General features: G+C 66.8%; 14 protein-coding genes. 4 read left to right on the forward strand and 10 right to left on the reverse strand.

The genetic code is table 11. The features are described 5' to 3' along the window. Window positions 1–6 precede the first annotated feature (6 nt). The 10 genes from D779_RS18300 to D779_RS18345 form a co-directional block, all read right to left on the reverse strand. Window positions 7–573, reverse strand: a complete 567-nt coding sequence (locus tag D779_RS18300) for a nitroreductase family protein (RefSeq protein ID WP_043756955.1) — start codon at window positions 571–573, stop codon at window positions 7–9. Then, window positions 570–1,580 (reverse strand): ATP-binding cassette domain-containing protein, encoded by a 1,011-nt coding sequence (locus tag D779_RS18305; RefSeq protein ID WP_043756959.1) that lies wholly within the window; start codon window positions 1,578–1,580, stop codon window positions 570–572. Before D779_RS18305 ends, D779_RS18300 begins: the two co-directional genes overlap by 4 nt. Continuing rightward, window positions 1,577–2,284: a GTP-binding protein gene (locus tag D779_RS18310; RefSeq protein WP_043756962.1), complete on the reverse strand. Its 708-nt coding sequence runs from the start codon at window positions 2,282–2,284 to the stop codon at window positions 1,577–1,579. Before D779_RS18310 ends, D779_RS18305 begins: the two co-directional genes overlap by 4 nt. Next, a complete protein-coding gene (locus D779_RS18315; RefSeq protein ID WP_052348259.1) occupies window positions 2,275–3,372 on the reverse strand; it encodes an ABC transporter substrate-binding protein in 1,098 nt (365 codons plus the stop codon). Before D779_RS18315 ends, D779_RS18310 begins: the two co-directional genes overlap by 10 nt. A gap of 300 nt (window positions 3,373–3,672) precedes the next feature. Further along, window positions 3,673–5,286: a hydrogenase large subunit gene (locus D779_RS18320; protein ID WP_043756964.1), complete on the reverse strand. Its 1,614-nt coding sequence runs from the start codon at window positions 5,284–5,286 to the stop codon at window positions 3,673–3,675. Continuing rightward, window positions 5,283–6,755 (reverse strand): hydrogenase 4 subunit F, encoded by a 1,473-nt coding sequence (locus tag D779_RS18325; RefSeq protein WP_043756967.1) that lies wholly within the window; start codon window positions 6,753–6,755, stop codon window positions 5,283–5,285. Before D779_RS18325 ends, D779_RS18320 begins: the two co-directional genes overlap by 4 nt. A gap of 157 nt (window positions 6,756–6,912) precedes the next feature. Further along, the gene (locus D779_RS18330; protein WP_043756969.1) at window positions 6,913–7,596 is read right to left on the reverse strand and encodes a formate hydrogenlyase; all 684 of its coding nucleotides are present in this window, start codon (window positions 7,594–7,596) and stop codon (window positions 6,913–6,915) included. After that, a complete protein-coding gene (locus D779_RS18335) occupies window positions 7,593–8,540 on the reverse strand; it encodes a respiratory chain complex I subunit 1 family protein (RefSeq protein WP_043756973.1) in 948 nt (315 codons plus the stop codon). Before D779_RS18335 ends, D779_RS18330 begins: the two co-directional genes overlap by 4 nt. A gap of 28 nt (window positions 8,541–8,568) precedes the next feature. Next, window positions 8,569–10,581, reverse strand: coding sequence for a hydrogenase 4 subunit B (gene hyfB, locus D779_RS18340; RefSeq protein WP_043756975.1), 2,013 nt, complete (start codon window positions 10,579–10,581; stop codon window positions 8,569–8,571). Beyond that, a complete protein-coding gene (locus D779_RS18345) occupies window positions 10,578–10,847 on the reverse strand; it encodes a helix-turn-helix domain-containing protein (protein ID WP_043756977.1) in 270 nt (89 codons plus the stop codon). The genes hyfB and D779_RS18345 overlap by 4 nt, the downstream gene beginning before the upstream one ends. Before the next feature lie 234 nt (window positions 10,848–11,081). On the opposite strand from D779_RS18345, the gene D779_RS21300 reads away from it, so the two are divergent. From D779_RS21300 to D779_RS18365, 4 genes are all read left to right on the forward strand, one after another. Next, the gene (locus D779_RS21300) at window positions 11,082–12,083 is read left to right on the forward strand and encodes an ABC transporter substrate-binding protein (RefSeq protein ID WP_052348260.1); all 1,002 of its coding nucleotides are present in this window, start codon (window positions 11,082–11,084) and stop codon (window positions 12,081–12,083) included. After that, window positions 12,080–15,148 (forward strand): response regulator, encoded by a 3,069-nt coding sequence (locus tag D779_RS21305; RefSeq protein WP_052348261.1) that lies wholly within the window; start codon window positions 12,080–12,082, stop codon window positions 15,146–15,148. Before D779_RS21300 ends, D779_RS21305 begins: the two co-directional genes overlap by 4 nt. A 139-nt stretch (window positions 15,149–15,287) precedes the next feature. After that, entirely contained in the window at window positions 15,288–15,818 is a 531-nt protein-coding gene (locus D779_RS18360) for a YcjF family protein (protein ID WP_157726455.1), read from the forward strand. A gap of 31 nt (window positions 15,819–15,849) precedes the next feature. Next, entirely contained in the window at window positions 15,850–16,041 is a 192-nt protein-coding gene (locus D779_RS18365) for a hypothetical protein (protein WP_043756980.1), read from the forward strand. Window positions 16,042–16,123 lie beyond the last annotated feature (82 nt).

Raw genomic sequence — 16,123 nt, forward strand, 5'->3', positions numbered from 1 at the left:
CTCCCCTCAGAGCCAGCGCAGCGGCGCCTCCGCAGCACTGACGACCGGCGTTTTCTCGACGATGACCGGCGTGCCGAGATAGAGGAAGCCGACAATCCGCTCCTGCTCCTCGAGTCCCAGCTCGCGGTGAAAATTGCCATCGTACATCATCCAGCCCGAGCGCCAGATCCCGCTGTAGCCGAGCGCGCGGGCGGCGAGCTGCAGGGTGAGTACCGTGCAGCCGGCACAGAGCTGCTGGTCGAAGCGCGGAACCGCCTTGTCTTCCTTGGGGCTGGAGATCGCGACGATCACCAGCGGCGCGCGATGCGGCATGCGTGGCGCGCGCGCCACGACGTCGGCGGGTTTGCCGGCGGCGATCGCCGCGCGCCGCATCGCCTGGCCGAGCCGGTCGAGCCCCTCGCCGCGCGCGGCCAGGAAGCGATAGGGACGCAAATGCCCGAAATCAGGTACCCGCAGGGCGGCACGCAGGATGAGGTCCAGCTCGGCGTCGGAGGGGCCCGGAGCGGTCAGCTTGTGATCGGAACGGCGCTCGAGCAGCAGGTTCAGCCCGGGATTGAGCTCCGCTTCGGTCATTGCGGCCACCTCACCGGTGACTCGATGCGCAGCCCGCGCCGCAACCGCTCGCGGATCTCCATCAGGGTGGCATCGACACGCTCGATGCGTTCCAGGTTCTCGCGCTCCTCCGGACTGGTCTCGAGGATGCCGGCAATGCCGCCGTTGCGGATGACGATGCGCCGGTCTCCGCGCAGGGCGAGCAGCGGATCGTGGGTGGAGATGAAGACGATCTTCTCGCCGCCGATCAGCAGCTCGAGTGCGCGGCGGCGGTCGACGCCGGCGTTCTCGATCTCGTCGATCAGGACCACCGGCGAGGCCGAGAGCAGCGCAGCATCGGCGATCATGAGGGCGCGGGTCTGTCCGCCCGAAAGCTGGGTGACCGAGGTCTCCGGTCCGAATTTCTCGCCCGTGAGATCGTTGGCGCAGGCGATGACGCGCTCGACCATGATCTCCGGCTCCGCGACCATGCGGCACTGGGCGTGCAGGCCGATGAAGTCGCGCACGCCGAGATCCACGACGAAGTTCATGTTCTGCGAGAGCTGCGCCACCAGCTTGCGGTCGAGTACCGTGCGGCGCTCCTCGTCCGGGACTGCTCCATCGATCAGGATCCGACGCCCGGTCGGCGTATCGCCCTGGGCCAGACACTCGATATCCGCCAGCAGGCGGCTCTTGCCGGAGCCGGTCGGGCCGACGATGCAGAGAACCTCCCCGGCGCGCACGCTGATCCGCGCCTGTTCCGGAGTGCCGTTCTTGTCGCGTCCGCCGATCAGTGTCAGGCTGGCCACGCCAGCGCCGGATCCGTCCTCCATGCGGGCAACCTCCTGAATGAGGCGTTCGGCGTGGGCCAGGATCTGGGGGCGCTCCATGCCTGCGTCCAGGATGTCTTCGTCCGGCAACCGGTCCAGCCAGATCCCGAGCGGCTCCGCGCTCTCCTGGATCTCGAGCCCCAGGGAGTCGATGAAGTCGCGAACGCAGGAATGCTGGATCAGCAGCTCGTCGAGAGGAAGGCTGGCGATTGCACTCATGGCGTCACCTCCGTCTGGTCGGCGAAGCGCATCTTCTTCACGTTGCCGCGCTGATGGGTCTCGCCGATGGCCGTCTCGCCCACGCAATAGGGACAGACCGCCGCCGGCATGGGGAAGCGCAGCCGCTGGCCCTCGAGCGAGTGCGTCGGCGCCGCCCGCGCGATGGCGGCGGCCAGGTCGCTCGCACCCTGGCCGGTGATGCCGTTGCAGAAGAAGGCCCGTGCGCCGGGATTCGCCAGGCGCACCTGATAGGCAAAGACCTCGCGCTCCACCTGCGAGACGATGTCGCCTTTGGTGATGACCGCCAGGTCCGCCAGCCGCAGCATGGGGCCGATCTTCTTGGGCGTGTGCACGCCCGCCAGCGCGTCGACCACGCAGACAGCCATGACCCCCTGGATATGGGGCGAGCAGCGGTTGCAGAGCCCCGCGCTCTCGCTGAAGAGCAGGTCCAGTCCCTGGCGCTGGCCCCAGGCGAGACAATCCTCGATGTTGGAGACGAAATAATGGTCCGGGCAGATTGAGCCGGCCAGGCCCACCGCCACCGGCAGCCCCTTCTGGGCATACAGCTGGTCGTCCGAGGTGGAGAGCGAGTCGAGCTTGACCACGCCAACCGCGAGCCCCTGCCGCCCGAGCAGCTCCGCGACGCGCAGGATGACCGAGGTCTTGCCCACCGAGGGCGATCCGGCGACCGTGATCAGCTGCATGCGCGCACCTCCATGCGTCCGTACCAGGCGTCGAAGAAACACTGCGAGGCGCGGTCGGTCTCGGCGCCCAGGTCGTGCGCGCGGCAATAATCCCAGCCTGGCCATTTGAGACGCGCCCCGGGTGGAAAGGCATTGGGCACCGCCGGATTGGTCGGGGGATAGCAGTTGCGGGTCAGGGCCGCGCCCCACTCCAGGCCGGTGACATAGTCGATCAGGGGCGCCAGGCGTGCCTCCGCATCCGGCTTGACCAGATAGCCGATCGGCATGGCGAGCGCGCCGTCTTCCGGCCAGACCACCCGGGTGCGATCGCGGCGCGGGCAGAGTACCGCCTGCAGCCAGGGCAGCACGGAAACGGCGCCGACGCCGGCGCTGTTGGAGCCCGCCTGGGTCGCGGTACGGATATTGTGCTGGAGATGGCGGACGTTCCCGGCGAATGCCTCGAGCCCGGTCCGGCCGAATTCCTCGGCGAGACAGAGCAGCAGATAGGCGTTGTAGTCCTGGTAGGGAACCCGATCATTGGGGCGCCAGCCGCCGAAGACGATGTCATCGGTCCATCTGGGATGCAGCAGATCGCTCCAGGTGCGCGGCGCCGGGCGGCCCTTGAGGCGGCGCTCGTCGACCAGGAAAACGAAGGGGATGACCGAGAAGGTACGGAAGATCCCGAACGGATCCATCAGGCCCCCGTCCAGACAGGACGGATGGCAGGGCGATGCCGGCCGCCGCTCGGGCGCGGGCGTATAGTGGGCCAGCAGACGTGGGACCAGGATGTCCTGATAGAGCGTCGTCACCAGCATGCCGGGGAGCGCCTCGGCGTCGGGCGCGCCGGCCAGGCCGTCGAAGGGGCTGTACCACTCGGCTCCGGAGAGGAAACGGCATTCCAGCTCGGTTCCGGTCGCCCGGCGATGGGCGATGACCGTCCGGTCCAGCCCGGCCTTGAAGGGTCGGCGCAGCGGGATCGGCAGGCGACCCAGGAGGTCCAGCCGGCCGAGATCCGATTGCGTCTCGGGCTCGCGGGTCGGTGGAAGCTCGGCGGGTGCGCGTGCGCTCGGGACCGAAGATAGAAGGCTGTGATGGGATGGCGTGCTCATGGGCGACTCCTGACCGGCAGTATCTGGGGCGAACCCCTCGACGAGCTGAAAAGCAGGAGGCGGGCCAGCTTGGTGCGCCTGGGCCTTTTATCGTTTTAGTTTTTGTTTTATATGAATATTTACGCCAAAGGCAAGCCCCTGACGCGTTCGCAAGGGAACACTTGGGCGATGGGGAGTACCTGGATGGGCGTTTGGAGGCGTGAGACGAAGGAGCGGGAGAGCGGTCTAAAGCGTTGAATCACATCGCGAATCAGTCTTTCGTCCTATCCACCCAACCCCACTACACGCCTCACACTCCCTCTACAAATCCCCCCCCGAATAGGACCCATTTACCGATTTGTTGCAGACCGGGAAATCGGGAACGATATTCCCAAGTATGAGCCGTTCCAGCGCGGGCCAGGTGAACCAGCTGGGGTCGCGGGGGAAGTATCGTGCAATTCGGCCGTCGCTGCCGAAGCGGATGAAGCATAGGGTCTCACCGCGCCAGCCGTCGATGATTCCGAGGCCCATGGCGCCGGATGGCGGTGGGGTAAAGGGTGAGGCGACCTCGCCCTCCGGCAGGGCGTCGAGGAGGCGGTCGAGCATCCAGAGGCTGGCGCGGACCTCGGCGATGCGCACGGCGACGCGAGCAGAGACGTCGCCGGCCGTCTCGGCCGGGACCTCGACCCGTAGCTGGTCGTAGGGGATGTAGGGGCTGTCGCGGCGGACGTCGAACGACTGGCCGCTGGCCTTGCCGACGTAACCGGTGCAGCCGAGCGCCCGGGCGTCCTCGGCGGGCAGGATGCCGGTGCGCATCAGACGATCGTCGAGCGACGGATGGTCCTGGATGACGTCGAACAGCGGCTCGATGACCCTGTGCAGCGCCGCGTGGTCGAGCCTCAGCTGCTGGAAGCCCTCGGGCGTCAGGTCGCGGGCGACGCCGCCCGGAATCACCACGTCCATCATGAAGCGATGGCCGAAGAGTGCCTGGCTGCGCCGCTGCCACTGCTCGCGCAGCCGGCCGCACTGGGCCAGGGCGAAGGCGAAGCCGACGTCGTTGCAGATGGCGCCGATGTCGCCCAGATGGTTGGCGATGCGCTCGCGTTCGGCCATGAGTGCGCGCAGGAAGAGCGCGCGCGGCGGCACCTCGCAGCCGGCGGCACGCTCCATCGCCTGACAGGCGGCCCAGGCGTGGGCGACGGTCGAATCGCCCGAGACGCGGCCGGCGAGCCGGGCCAGTCCAGCAGGATCGCGGCCCACCGCCAGCTTCTCGATGCCCTTGTGGACGTAGCCGAGCCGCTGCTCCAGACGCAGCACCTCTTCGCCCATGGCCTGGAAGCGGAAATGGCCCGGCTCGATGATGCCGGCATGCACGGGACCGACCGGGATCTCGTAGACACCAGTGCCCTGGACGCGCACGAAGGGATAGTCGGCGTCCGCCGGGGTGCGGGCCGAGCGCTCGCCGCCCAGCGGAAAATCGCACCGCAACGGGAAGCGGTCCTCGGGCCAGGCCTGATGACGGGTCCAGCGGCGGCCGTCGGGGTGACCGGTGAAGGTCAGTCCGGTCAGGTCCTGGGCATGGCGCTCGAGACGGTCGAGGCCGGGATAGGTGGGGGTGTGCGAGTCGATCGTCGGCCGATCGAGCGGAACCTGGGTCTCCAGGACCAGATAATCGCCCTCGAGCTCCAGGCAGGCCTGGACCCGCATCACGCCCGCCTCGCCCTCGGCGTCGAGCGGATCGGCCCAGAGCCCGGCGTGACGCAGCCCCATGGAGGCCGCCAGACGCGCCGCCATCCCCCAGGCCTCGGGGTCCAGCAGGAAGCGGCGGGCCGGTGCCAGGACGTCGGGATCCGCAGCGCGCTCGCCGGCCCAGCCGTAGGACGGCCGAACCAGATATTCGGACAGCCACTCGAAGCGGTTCTGGGTCTCGCTCACAGCAGATGCCCCCCGGTGATGAGCTGGGTCGCCCGGTCCAGCCAGGCGGACAGCACGTCAGGGATCGCCAGACCCAGCCAGAGCACCAGGCCCAGATGGAAGTAGACCGGCAGCATGTTGGCCTCGACCGGACGCTGACCCTCGGGCGCGGCGCCGTAGACCATGGGATGCAGATGGCGGAAGAGCCCGGCGAAGGCGACCGCCAGACCGCTCAGCAGCACTACCGTGAACCAGGGCTGGGACTGCATGGTGGCGGTCAGCAGCAGGAATTCGCTGGTGAAGACCCCGAACGGCGGGAAGCCGGCGATGGCGACCACGCCGAACAGCAGCGACCAGCCGATGGCCGGCTGGGTGCGGATCAGCCCGCGGATGCGGTCGATCGACTGGGTGCCGGCGACATGGGTCGCGTGCCCCACGGTGATGAAGATGGCCGACTTGGTCAGCGAATGCACCAGCATGTGCAGCAGCGCCCCGAAGGTGGCGAGCGGTCCGCCCAGACCGAAGGCGAAGGTCATGAGTCCCATGTGCTCGATCGAGGAATAGCTGAACATGCGCTTGATGTCGCGCTGGCGGTGCAGGAAGAGACCGGCGACCAGGAAGGAGACCAGGCCGAATCCCATCAGCAGGGCGCCGGCCAGATGCGGCGTCGCGGTCTCGGCCAGGGATCCGTCGACCAGCATCTTGAGCCGCACCACGGCATAGAGCGCCACGTTCAGCAGCAGACCCGAGAGCACCGCCGACATGGGCGTCGGTCCCTCCGAATGGGCGTCCGGCAGCCACTGGTGCATGGGCACCAGACCCACCTTGGTCCCGTAGCCGACCAGCAGGAAGACGAAGGCGATGCGCATCACGGTCGGGTCCAGATCGTGCGAGCGCTCGTAGAGCGCGCTCCAGGTCAGCCCCGTGCCCGGATCCGCCATCACGTGCTGGGCGGCGAAATAGGTCAGCACGGTCCCGAACAGTGCCAGGGCGATGCCTACCCCGCAGAGGATGAAATACTTCCAGGCCGCCTCGACCGCCTCGGGCGTGCGGTAGAGCGACACCAGCAGCACGGTCGCCAGGGTCGCGCCCTCGACCGCCACCCAGAGCACGCCCAGGTTGTCCGTCGTCAGGGCCACCAGCATGGTCAGCATGAAGGCCTGATACATGCCGTGATAGACGCGCAGACTCCAGGCGCTGATCCGCCCGCTCGCCTGGACGTAACGCATGTAGGGCCGCGAGAAGATACCCGTGGTCAGCCCCACGAAGGCGGTCAGCACCACCAGATAGACGTTGAAGGCGTCGACCCGGAAGCCCATCCCGGCCACCGATCCCAGGTGCCAGACCGACCAGGCCAGCCCCAGGGACCCGGCCAGCGTCAGGCCCGACACGCCCAGGTTCAGCCACCCGGCCGGGCCGGGCGAGCGCATGAGGATGAGGACCAGACCGCCGATCAGAGGCGTCAGGAGGGTCAGAGACAACGAGGTCATTTGTTGAGCCTCCAGCCGCCAGCCTCCAGCCTCCAGCTTTCATGGAAGACGCTCTTCCCTCCCCGCAAAGAACCCACCGAGGCGGATCCCCCGCGCCCACGTCCGCACAGCACCCTCTGGCTGGAAGCTGGAAGCTGGAAGCTGGAAGCTATCCGAATCATCTCCCCTCCTCCGTCTCCGTCAGCCGGTTGAGCCGATCCACGTCCAGCGAGTCGATGCTCTCGCGGATCTGGAAGAAGAAGACGCCGAACAGGACCATGGCGACCAGGACGTCGAAGGCGACGCCCAGCTCGACCACCAGGGGCATGCCGGCGGTGGCCGAGACGGCGGCGAGGAAGAGACCGTTCTCCATCGACATGAATCCCAGCACCTGGGCCACCGCCTGCTGGCGGAAGACCATCATCAGCAGGCCGATCAGCACCACCGCCAGACTCACCGCGATGATGTTGCGGGTGAAGGCCAGACCGTTGGCGACCATAGGCTCCACCACCCAGTAGCTGAAGATCACCAGCACCACGGCGGCCATGATGACCAGGGCCGGACGGCTCAGGGTCTCGGACTGGCGTTCCAGTCCCAGACGCCGGGTCATGCGGTGCAGCATCGCGGGGATGAGCATCGCCTTGAGCCCAAGGGTCAGGGCCGCCGAGAAATAGAGATGGTGCGCGTGGCCGGCGAGTGCGACCGTCAGGGTCACCGCCGCGACCAGCGCGCCCTGCCAGGCGAAGACGCGGATGGCCGCGATCAGCCGGGTCTGGGACAGCAGCACGAAGGACAGGAAGAGCGCCAGTGCCGCCAGCAGCAGCACGAACTGCTGCAGCAGGGTCAGGAGCGTCAGGCTCATGCGCCCACCTCCAGGATGACGTGGCTCAGCAGACCCAGCAGGGCCAGCAGCAGAGCCAGGTTGAGGAAGCCGGGCACGCGGAACAGACGCATCTTGGCCAGGACCGTCTCGCCCGCCGCCAGCAGCGCGCCCAGCACCAGCAGCTTGAGCAGCACCACGGCCAGACCCGAGCCGAGCGCCAGGGCGCCGAAGCTCGCCCCCACGCCCCAGGGGAAGAAGACATTGACGATCAGCACCCCGTAGAGCAGCAACTTGATTTGGGCCGCCCATTCCATGAGCGCCAGGTGGCGACCGCTGTACTCGAGCAGCATGGCCTCGTGGACCATGGTCAGCTCCAGGTGGGTCGAGGGGTTGTCGACCGGGATGCGGCCGCATTCGGCCAGGGCCACCAGGACCAGTGCGCCGAAGGCGAAGAGATAGGAGGGACGCAGCAGGAAGCCGTCGGCCAGGTGATGCGCCATGACGCTCTGCAGACTGGTGCTGTGGGCGGTCATGGCCAGGGTGAAGACCGCCATCAGCATGGCCGGCTCGGCCAGGGCCGAGACCAGCATCTCGCGCGAGGCGCCCATGCCGCCGAAGGCGGTGCCCGCGTCCATCCCGGCCAGGGCGAGGAAGAAGCGGGCCAGGGCCAGCAGACCGACCAGCACGATGATGTCGGCCACCGCCGCGATCGGCAGGTCGAGCGCCACCAGAGGCACGGTCGCGGCCGCCAGCCAGGTGGCGACGAAGACGATGTAGGGCGCGACCCGGAACAGCTCGGAGGCGGTATGGGCGACCCGGGTCTCCTTGACCAGCAGCTTGCGCAGATCGGCATAGGGCTGGAACACCGAGGCCCCGCGACGGTTCTGCAGCCGCGCCTTGACCTTGCGCACCCAGCCGACCAGCAGCGGGGCCAGGGCCGGATAGAGCAGGGCCTGCAGCAGTGCGACGAGCCAGGCGGACATCAGACGCCTCCTCCGAAACGGGCGAACATCAGGAGATGATCCATAGCAGCACCAGCAGCGTGGCCAGGGTCCAGCCCAGATAGACGCGGACGTTGCCCGACTGCAGCCGCACCACGCGCCGCGAGGCCGACTCGACCGCGCGCGCCACCGGCTGATAGATCAGCCCCCAGGCGCGGTCGCCGATCCGCAGCCGATAGCGCGGGGCGGCATCCTCGAACGGCGGACGCGACTCCTCGATCTCGAACAGCAGGGCGAAGACGCGCCGGATCGGTTGAGCGAAGGAGGTCGCCGTGTATTGCATGTGCGGATCGGGCGGGGCGAAGCCGCAATCCCAGGGATCGCAGCGACGGATGCGGCGCACCTTACCGCGTCTGAACCACCAGATGGCGAATCCGGCGATCAGCGCGAGCAGCAGGATCGAGATGGGCGCGCTGTAGCTGGCCGTCTCGGGCGCGATGGGCGTCAGCCACAGCCAGCCCTGGGCGCCGGCCTGGGGCACGCCGCTGCCGACCATCAGCTCGGCGACCGGATCGATGAGGGCGATGATCTGGGTCGGCAGCACGCCGAACAGCAGACAGAGTCCGGCCAGCAGACCCAGCCCGGCGCGCATCCCGTGCGGCACCGGACGTGCGCGGCGGACGTGGCGCGAGCGCGCCTGGCCGAGGAAGGCCACCCCGTAGACCTTGACGAAGGTGGCCGCCACCAGGGCGCCGGTCAGGGCCAGCACCGCCGAGGCGATGGGGATGAGGCTGCGCAGCACGCCGCTCTCCAGCTGCCAGGCCTGGAGCGCCGCCTGGAAGGTCAGCCACTCGGAGACGAAGCCGTTGAAGGGCGGCAGCGCCGAGATGGAGACGCAGCCGACGAGGAAGAAATAGCCGGTCCAGGGCATGCGCCGCAGCAGACCGCCCATCTGCTCCAGGTCGCGCTCGTGGGCGCTGTGCTGGATGGCCCCGGCGCCCAGGAACAGCAGCCCCTTGAAGAGCGCGTGGTTGACCACGTGATAGAGGGCGGCGACGAAGGCCAGGGCCGCCAGGGTCGGATGATCCGTGCCCTGGAACAGCAGACCCAGCCCCAGGGCGATGAAGATGATGCCCAGGTTCTCGACCGAGGAGTAGGCCAGCAGACGCTTGAGATCGGTCTGCATCAGGGCGAAGAGCACCCCCATGAGCGCCGAGACGCTGCCGACCGCCAGCAGGACCACGCCCCACTGCCACTGGACCTGGCCGACGAGGTCGTAGACGACCCGGATGAAGCCGTAGACCGCCACCTTGAGCATGACGCCCGACATGAGCGCCGAGATGTGCGAGGGCGCGACCGGATGGGCCTCCGGCAGCCAGGCATGCAGCGGGACCAGGCCCGCCTTCATGCCGAAGCCGAGGAAGGCCAGCCCGAAGGCCAGGGTCGCCCAGAGCGGCGAGAGCTCGGCCGCGCGCATGGCGTCGAAATCGAAGCCGTGCCCGAAGGCCGCCAGCACCCCGAACCCAAGCAGGATGGCGAGCCCGCCGATATGGGCCATCAAGAGATAGAGGAAGGCGGCGCGCCGATTGGCGGCGTTCTCGTGCTGGAAGGCGACCAGGAAATAGGAGGACAGGGACATGAGCTCCCAGGCCACCATGAAGAGGAAGGCGTCGTCGGCCAGCACCACCAGCAGCATGCCGGCGAGGAAGAGCCCGCCGAATCCGCCGAGCGCGGCGAGCGAATCGCGACCGCGCTCGAAACCGCGCACGTAGGAAGGACCGTAGAGCCCGACCGCCGAGGTGACCAGCCCGATCACCAGCAGGAAGAACCCGGAGAGCGCATCGACCCGCAGGTGCCAAGGCATCCAGGGCAGACCCAGCGGGAGGACGGTCGTGGCGGAGCCGTCGCCGAGGAGGGCGAACAGACCGGACAGGACGGCCGAAACCCCGGCGAGCCCGAACAACGGCATGGCCACCTGACGCAGCACAAGGGGACGGCGGCCCGCGAGCAGAGAGACTCCAGCCGAACCCAGGGCCAGCAGGAGCGCCAGACCGGCCAGGAGCAACGCGAAATAGAGGCTCATGAGGTCTCGTCCATCGTCGGCGGCGTCTTGAGCCGAACACCGCGCCCGCCGCCCGAGCTGGCCGCGCCCTCCCCGATCAGCTCCAGTCCGGCGCGTTCCAGCGCCTCGACCAGCTTGACCAGGGAGTCGACGTTTCCGCGCACCTGGCCCTGGCTCGCCTCCATGCGCTGGATGGTCGGCAGTGAGAGACCGGCCGACTCGGCCAGCTGACGCTGATCGATGCCGAGAAGCGCGCGCGCAGCCCGGAGTTGCGAGGCAGTGATCATGTTCTATACATCATTACTGATGTCGAAAAATCGATAATATACCTCTGAAACCTCATCCAACAAGGGTGAAAATACGCACCTCATCCGGCTCGCTCTCGCTCCCTCTGTGTACCGGTCGCGGGCTCGTGTGATTCGCGAGGCCCCCCGAGCGTTTCGGCCGCAGCGCTCGGACTCATAACCCGTTCCGCGCTAAGCTAGTGTGACTATGGAGTTCTGCCGCATCGAAGGTGTTCCTTGGGAAACCCGTCCGCCCGATACATCCGTCTGCTGTCTCTCCTGATCGCCCTAGCCTTGGCGGCCGCCGTCACGGGATGGCTGCTCGGTCGTCGCATGCCTCAGGTCAGCCTCGGCATCAATACCTGGACCGGTTACGACCCCCTGATTCTGGCCGAGGAGAAAGGCCTGTTCGAGCATCATGGGGTCCAGGTTCAGCTCAGACGCTTCGAATCCACCGGGGACGAAATGAAGGCCATGCAGGAGGGACACCTCGACGGGGCCGCCTTCACCCTGGACGAGGCCCTGTCCGTGGCGGCATCCGGCGTCCCACTCAAGATCGTCTTACTGATCGACTATTCCATGGGCGGCGATATGATCGTCGGCAAGCCCAGCATCGCCTCGATACGGGATCTCGAGAACCGGCGCGTCGGGTACGAAGGCACCATGGTCGGCGAATTCCTTCTGAAACGGGCACTGCAACGGCACTCGATGCGAGCCTCCGATGTCACGCTGGTCGATGTGGCCGCAGCGGACTGGATCGAGGCATTCGAAGGCGAAGCGATCGACGCGCTGGTCTGCTTCAATCCCACGGCCGCGCTCCTCCTGGAACGCATGGGTGGAAACATGATCTTCAGCTCCCGGGAGATCCCGTTCGAGATCATCGACGTGCTGGTGTTCGACACGGGCTTCTTCGAGCGGCATCCGAACACGGTGCCGAAGATTCTGCTGACCTGGTTCGACAGCCTGGATTACATTGAGCGGCATCTGGATGAGTCCGCGCGGATCATCGCCGCGCGGAAGGGTATCTCGACCGACCTCTACAAACGGGGACTCGACGGTCTGGTTGCGCCGGACCTGGAAGAGAACAGTCGCATGCTCGATCTCTCCTCGACGAACAACGTATACAAATACTCCCAGCGCATCATCGACTTCATGCTCGCCAAGGGCCTGCTGAACGCGCGCCCCAGTACGGTCGAGCTCTTCGAGCCGTCGGTGATCCAGGGACTGGCCAGACCATGAAAGGCCCCCTCGCGTTCGACAGCGTGCGGAAACGCCTCGGATTCTGGTTCTTCCTGGTCACCCTGCTGCCCCTGTCCCTGGCCGCCGCGATCCAGTACCAGATGCAGGCATCCTCGATCAGGGACGAGGCGATCAGCAAGCTCACCGCGATCCGCGACCTGAAGATCGCCCAGATCAACACCTGGCTGGACGAACGGGAGCACGACCTCCTGATGCTCGCGCAGCACTGGAGCCTATCCTCGGCGCGGCCCGTCCCGGCCTCCGCCGAGCCTTCGACGCTTCGGCAGCGCTTCCAGAGCTATTTGGAGCTGTCCGAGGACTACGACGAGATTTTCCTCATCGACGCCCGAACAGGACGGATCGAGGTTTCGACCCGACCTGGAACCGAGGGCACCTCCGCCGCGGATCGCGAGTACTTCGTCGAGGCGCTCGAACGGCGCGAGGTGTTCGTATCCGACATCGCCCACTCCCGGACGCTGGGCAGGCCCGCACTGGTCCTGTCGCTCGCCCTGCGAACCCGGACCGCACCCCAGGAGGTCGCCGGCGTTCTCGCCATCCGGATCGACCTCGAATCCTCTCTGTACGGCATACTCGGCGACCGCACCGGACTCGGAGCGACCGGGGAAAGCCTGATCGTCAACGAGCAGGTCGTCGCCGTAAGCAGGCTGCGCGAGGAGCCGGAGTCGCCGTTGAGCCTCAGAATCCACGCCAAGCCGGCCGTCATGGCGTCGCAGGGCGCGACGGGCGTCATCGAGACCCAGGACTATCGCGGCATCCAGGTGCTGGCGGCCTTCAGCTATCTGCCCAAGACGCGATGGGGATTCGTCGTCAAGGAGAATCTGAGCGAGATCCACGCCCCCATCGCCCGGATGCTTCGGCAGATCTCCTTCCTGATGCTCGTCTCCATCCTGGGGGTCTCACTGCTGTCCGTGCTGCTGGCCAACACGCTCAATGCCCCCATCCACCACCTGACCGGGGTTGCCAACCGGCTTCGCCAGGGCGATTTCGGCGCCCGCAGCGGCCTCAGCCGCCCCGACGAGATCGGCCTGCTGTCGAGGACGTTCGATTTCATGGCCGATGCCGTTCAAAAGGCGTTGCGGGACAGTCAGGAGAGCGCCGACAAATTCCGTCAAATCGCCGAGACGATCCGCGAAATCTTCTGGCTCATGGACGCGGACGCCCAGAGGTTCGTCTATGTCAGCCCCGCCTACGAAGCGATCCTCGGCGCCCCGACCCGCGCCCTCTACGAGGACGCGACCCTGTGGCTGAAGAGCGTCCACCCCGAGGACCGGGACAGACTCTCGGCGCTGAGGATCCGATGCGCGGAGTACGACATCCAGTACCGGATCATCCGACCTGACGGCACCGAGACATGGGTCCAGGAGCAGGCATCGCCGATCCGCGACGACGCGGGCCGTGTGACTCGACTGGCCGGTGTCGCGGCCGATATCACCGCGCGCAAGCAGGCCGAGGCCGAGCTGGTCCAGGCCAAACAGGCGGCGGACGCGGCCAATCAGGCCAAAAGCACCTTCCTCGCCAACATGAGCCATGAAATCCGCACGCCCATGAATGCGATCCTGGGCCTCACCCACCTGCTCCGGCGCGACGGATCCACACCCGAGCAGGTCCAGCGGCTGATCAAGATCGAGGATTCCGGCCGGCACCTCCTCTTCATCCTCAACGACATCCTCGACCTCTCCAAAATCGAGGCCGGTCGACTGGAACTGGAAAACACCAATTTCCCCCTGGAGACGATCCTGGACCATGTACGGTCCCTGATCTGGGAGCAGGCCCAAGCCAAGGGTCTGACCGTGACGCTGGACGGCGACGACGTGCCGCTCTGGCTGCGCGGCGATCCCACCCGCCTGCGCCAGGCATTGCTCAACTACGCCAGCAACGCCGTCAAATTCACCGACAGCGGCACCGTCGACTTGCGCGCCATCCTCCTGGAGGAAGCCGACGGCAAGCTGCTGGTGCGCTTCGAGGTTCGGGACAGCGGGATCGGCATCGCGCCCGACAAGCTGCACAAGCTGTTCGAGGCATTCGAGCAGACGGATGTCTCCACGACGCGCAGATACGGCGGCACCGGGCTCGGATTGGCCATCACGCGCCGGCTGGCCCGGCTCATGGGGGGCGACGCGGGCGCCGAAAGCGAACCAGGCTCCGGGAGCCTCTTCTGGTTCACCGCCAGGCTCGAGCGCGGCGAGGCCGAGGCGCCGAGCGTTGCCGACGATTCCACGCAACACGCCGAGGCGGCCCTGCGGCGCCGCCATTCGGGCGCCAGGCTATTGATGGCGGAGGACAATCCCATCAACCGCGAAGTGGCGCTGGAGATGCTGGAACGCACGGGACTGATCGTGGAGGTCGCGGAGGATGGCCGCCAGGCCCTGGAAAAGGCCCGGGATCGCGATTACGACATCATCCTCATGGATCTTCAGATGCCCGGGCTGAATGGCCTGGACGCGGCCAGGGCCATTCGCTCGCTGTCCAGACACCTGAGCACCCCCATCATCGCCATGACCGCCAACGCCTTCGACGATGACCGCCGCGAGTGTCGGGATGCGGGGATGAACGACTTCGTGGCCAAACCGGTCGAACCCGAACACCTATTCAACACCCTGCTGCACTGGCTGCCATCCGGGGCTCCGGTCAAAACGAGCCGGCCGATGGATGCGGCCGGCACGAATGAAACCGGCATGGACCAGCGGATCGCGTCGATTCCCGGGCTCGACGCCTCGCGCGGACTCGTCAGCGCGCGTGGCAGCATGCGCATCTATCGCCGGCTGCTGACCATCTTCGCCGAGCATCATGGCTCGGATCCCGACCGGCTGCTCCAGTCCCTGGCCAGGGGCGACGCGGCCGAGATCGGTCGAATCGCCCATGCCCTCAAAGGCTCGGCGGGCGGCGTCGGGGCGATCCGGGTCCAGGAGCGCGCGCATGACCTGAATGCGCTGGTCCGAAGCGAAGCGGGGATGGATGAAATCGGCCGAACCTGCACCGCGCTGGCGGACGAATTGTCGGCGACCATCGAAGCCGTTCGAGCGTCCGTATCCACGGAGGATTGAATCCCCAAACCGTCACCGCACCCATTATCGGATGATATAAACTTGATGCCGGACAGTGGACCGGACCCGTGAGATCCAGCTGTTGCCGCGCGTCCTGCTGCCACATGACCTGCTGCCACACATTATGGAGGACGATCCAGTGACCGAAGCGAACGAAGCGATCCAGGAGCAAGGGCCCGAAGTCGACGCAGCGGAGACCGAGGATCTCAGTACCCTGGAACGGTCCAATCGGCTGATCAGACAGTTCGTGCTCTGGAGCGCCGGCGGCGGGCTCATCCCCGTCCCTCTCCTCGACATCAGCGCCATCTATGCCGCCCAGGTCACCATGATCGCCAAAATGACCAAGATCTACGGCATTCCCTTTTCCGAGCACACGTTCAAGAATCTGCTGTGGCCGCTGTTCGGCTCCCTCGGCCTGGTACCCGTGACCACGGGGCTGGTCGCATCCGTCATGAAGGTGGTTCCAGGCATCGGACATCTGCTCAGCTCGCTGAGCATGCCGGTCATGGCCGGCGCCATCACCTACGCCACCGGCAAGATCTTCGCCACCCATTTCGAGGCGGGCGGCACACTGCTCGACTTCGATCCCGAGCAGATGAAGGACCATTACAAGGCGCTCTTCGAAGAAGGCAAGCACGAGGCCCGACAAGCCGCCGAGACCAAGGCATGAGGAAGCCCCCCGATGATGGCCGCTGCCGCTCATGCTCATTCCCGTGAACCCCTATCTGATCCTATTGCTGCCCTTCCTCGTCGTCTCCTGGTTTCTGGGATACCTGGGACGTGACTTCAAATACGGATTTTGGGGAAACTTCGTCATCAGCCTGGTCTTCACGCCGGTCATCGGCCTGATCGTGCTTCTCGCACAGGACCGGAGATCGCCCGTCAAGCGCTGAACCGGACGCGCGGGGTGCTTGGTGGAGTCTTGGATTCCCAAGGTTCTCGGACCGAACGGAACAGTCTCGTTTTCCCACGGAG

It is taken from the genome of Imhoffiella purpurea, from assembly GCF_000585215.1.
Classification (GTDB): Bacteria; Pseudomonadota; Gammaproteobacteria; order Chromatiales; family Chromatiaceae; genus Imhoffiella; species Imhoffiella purpurea.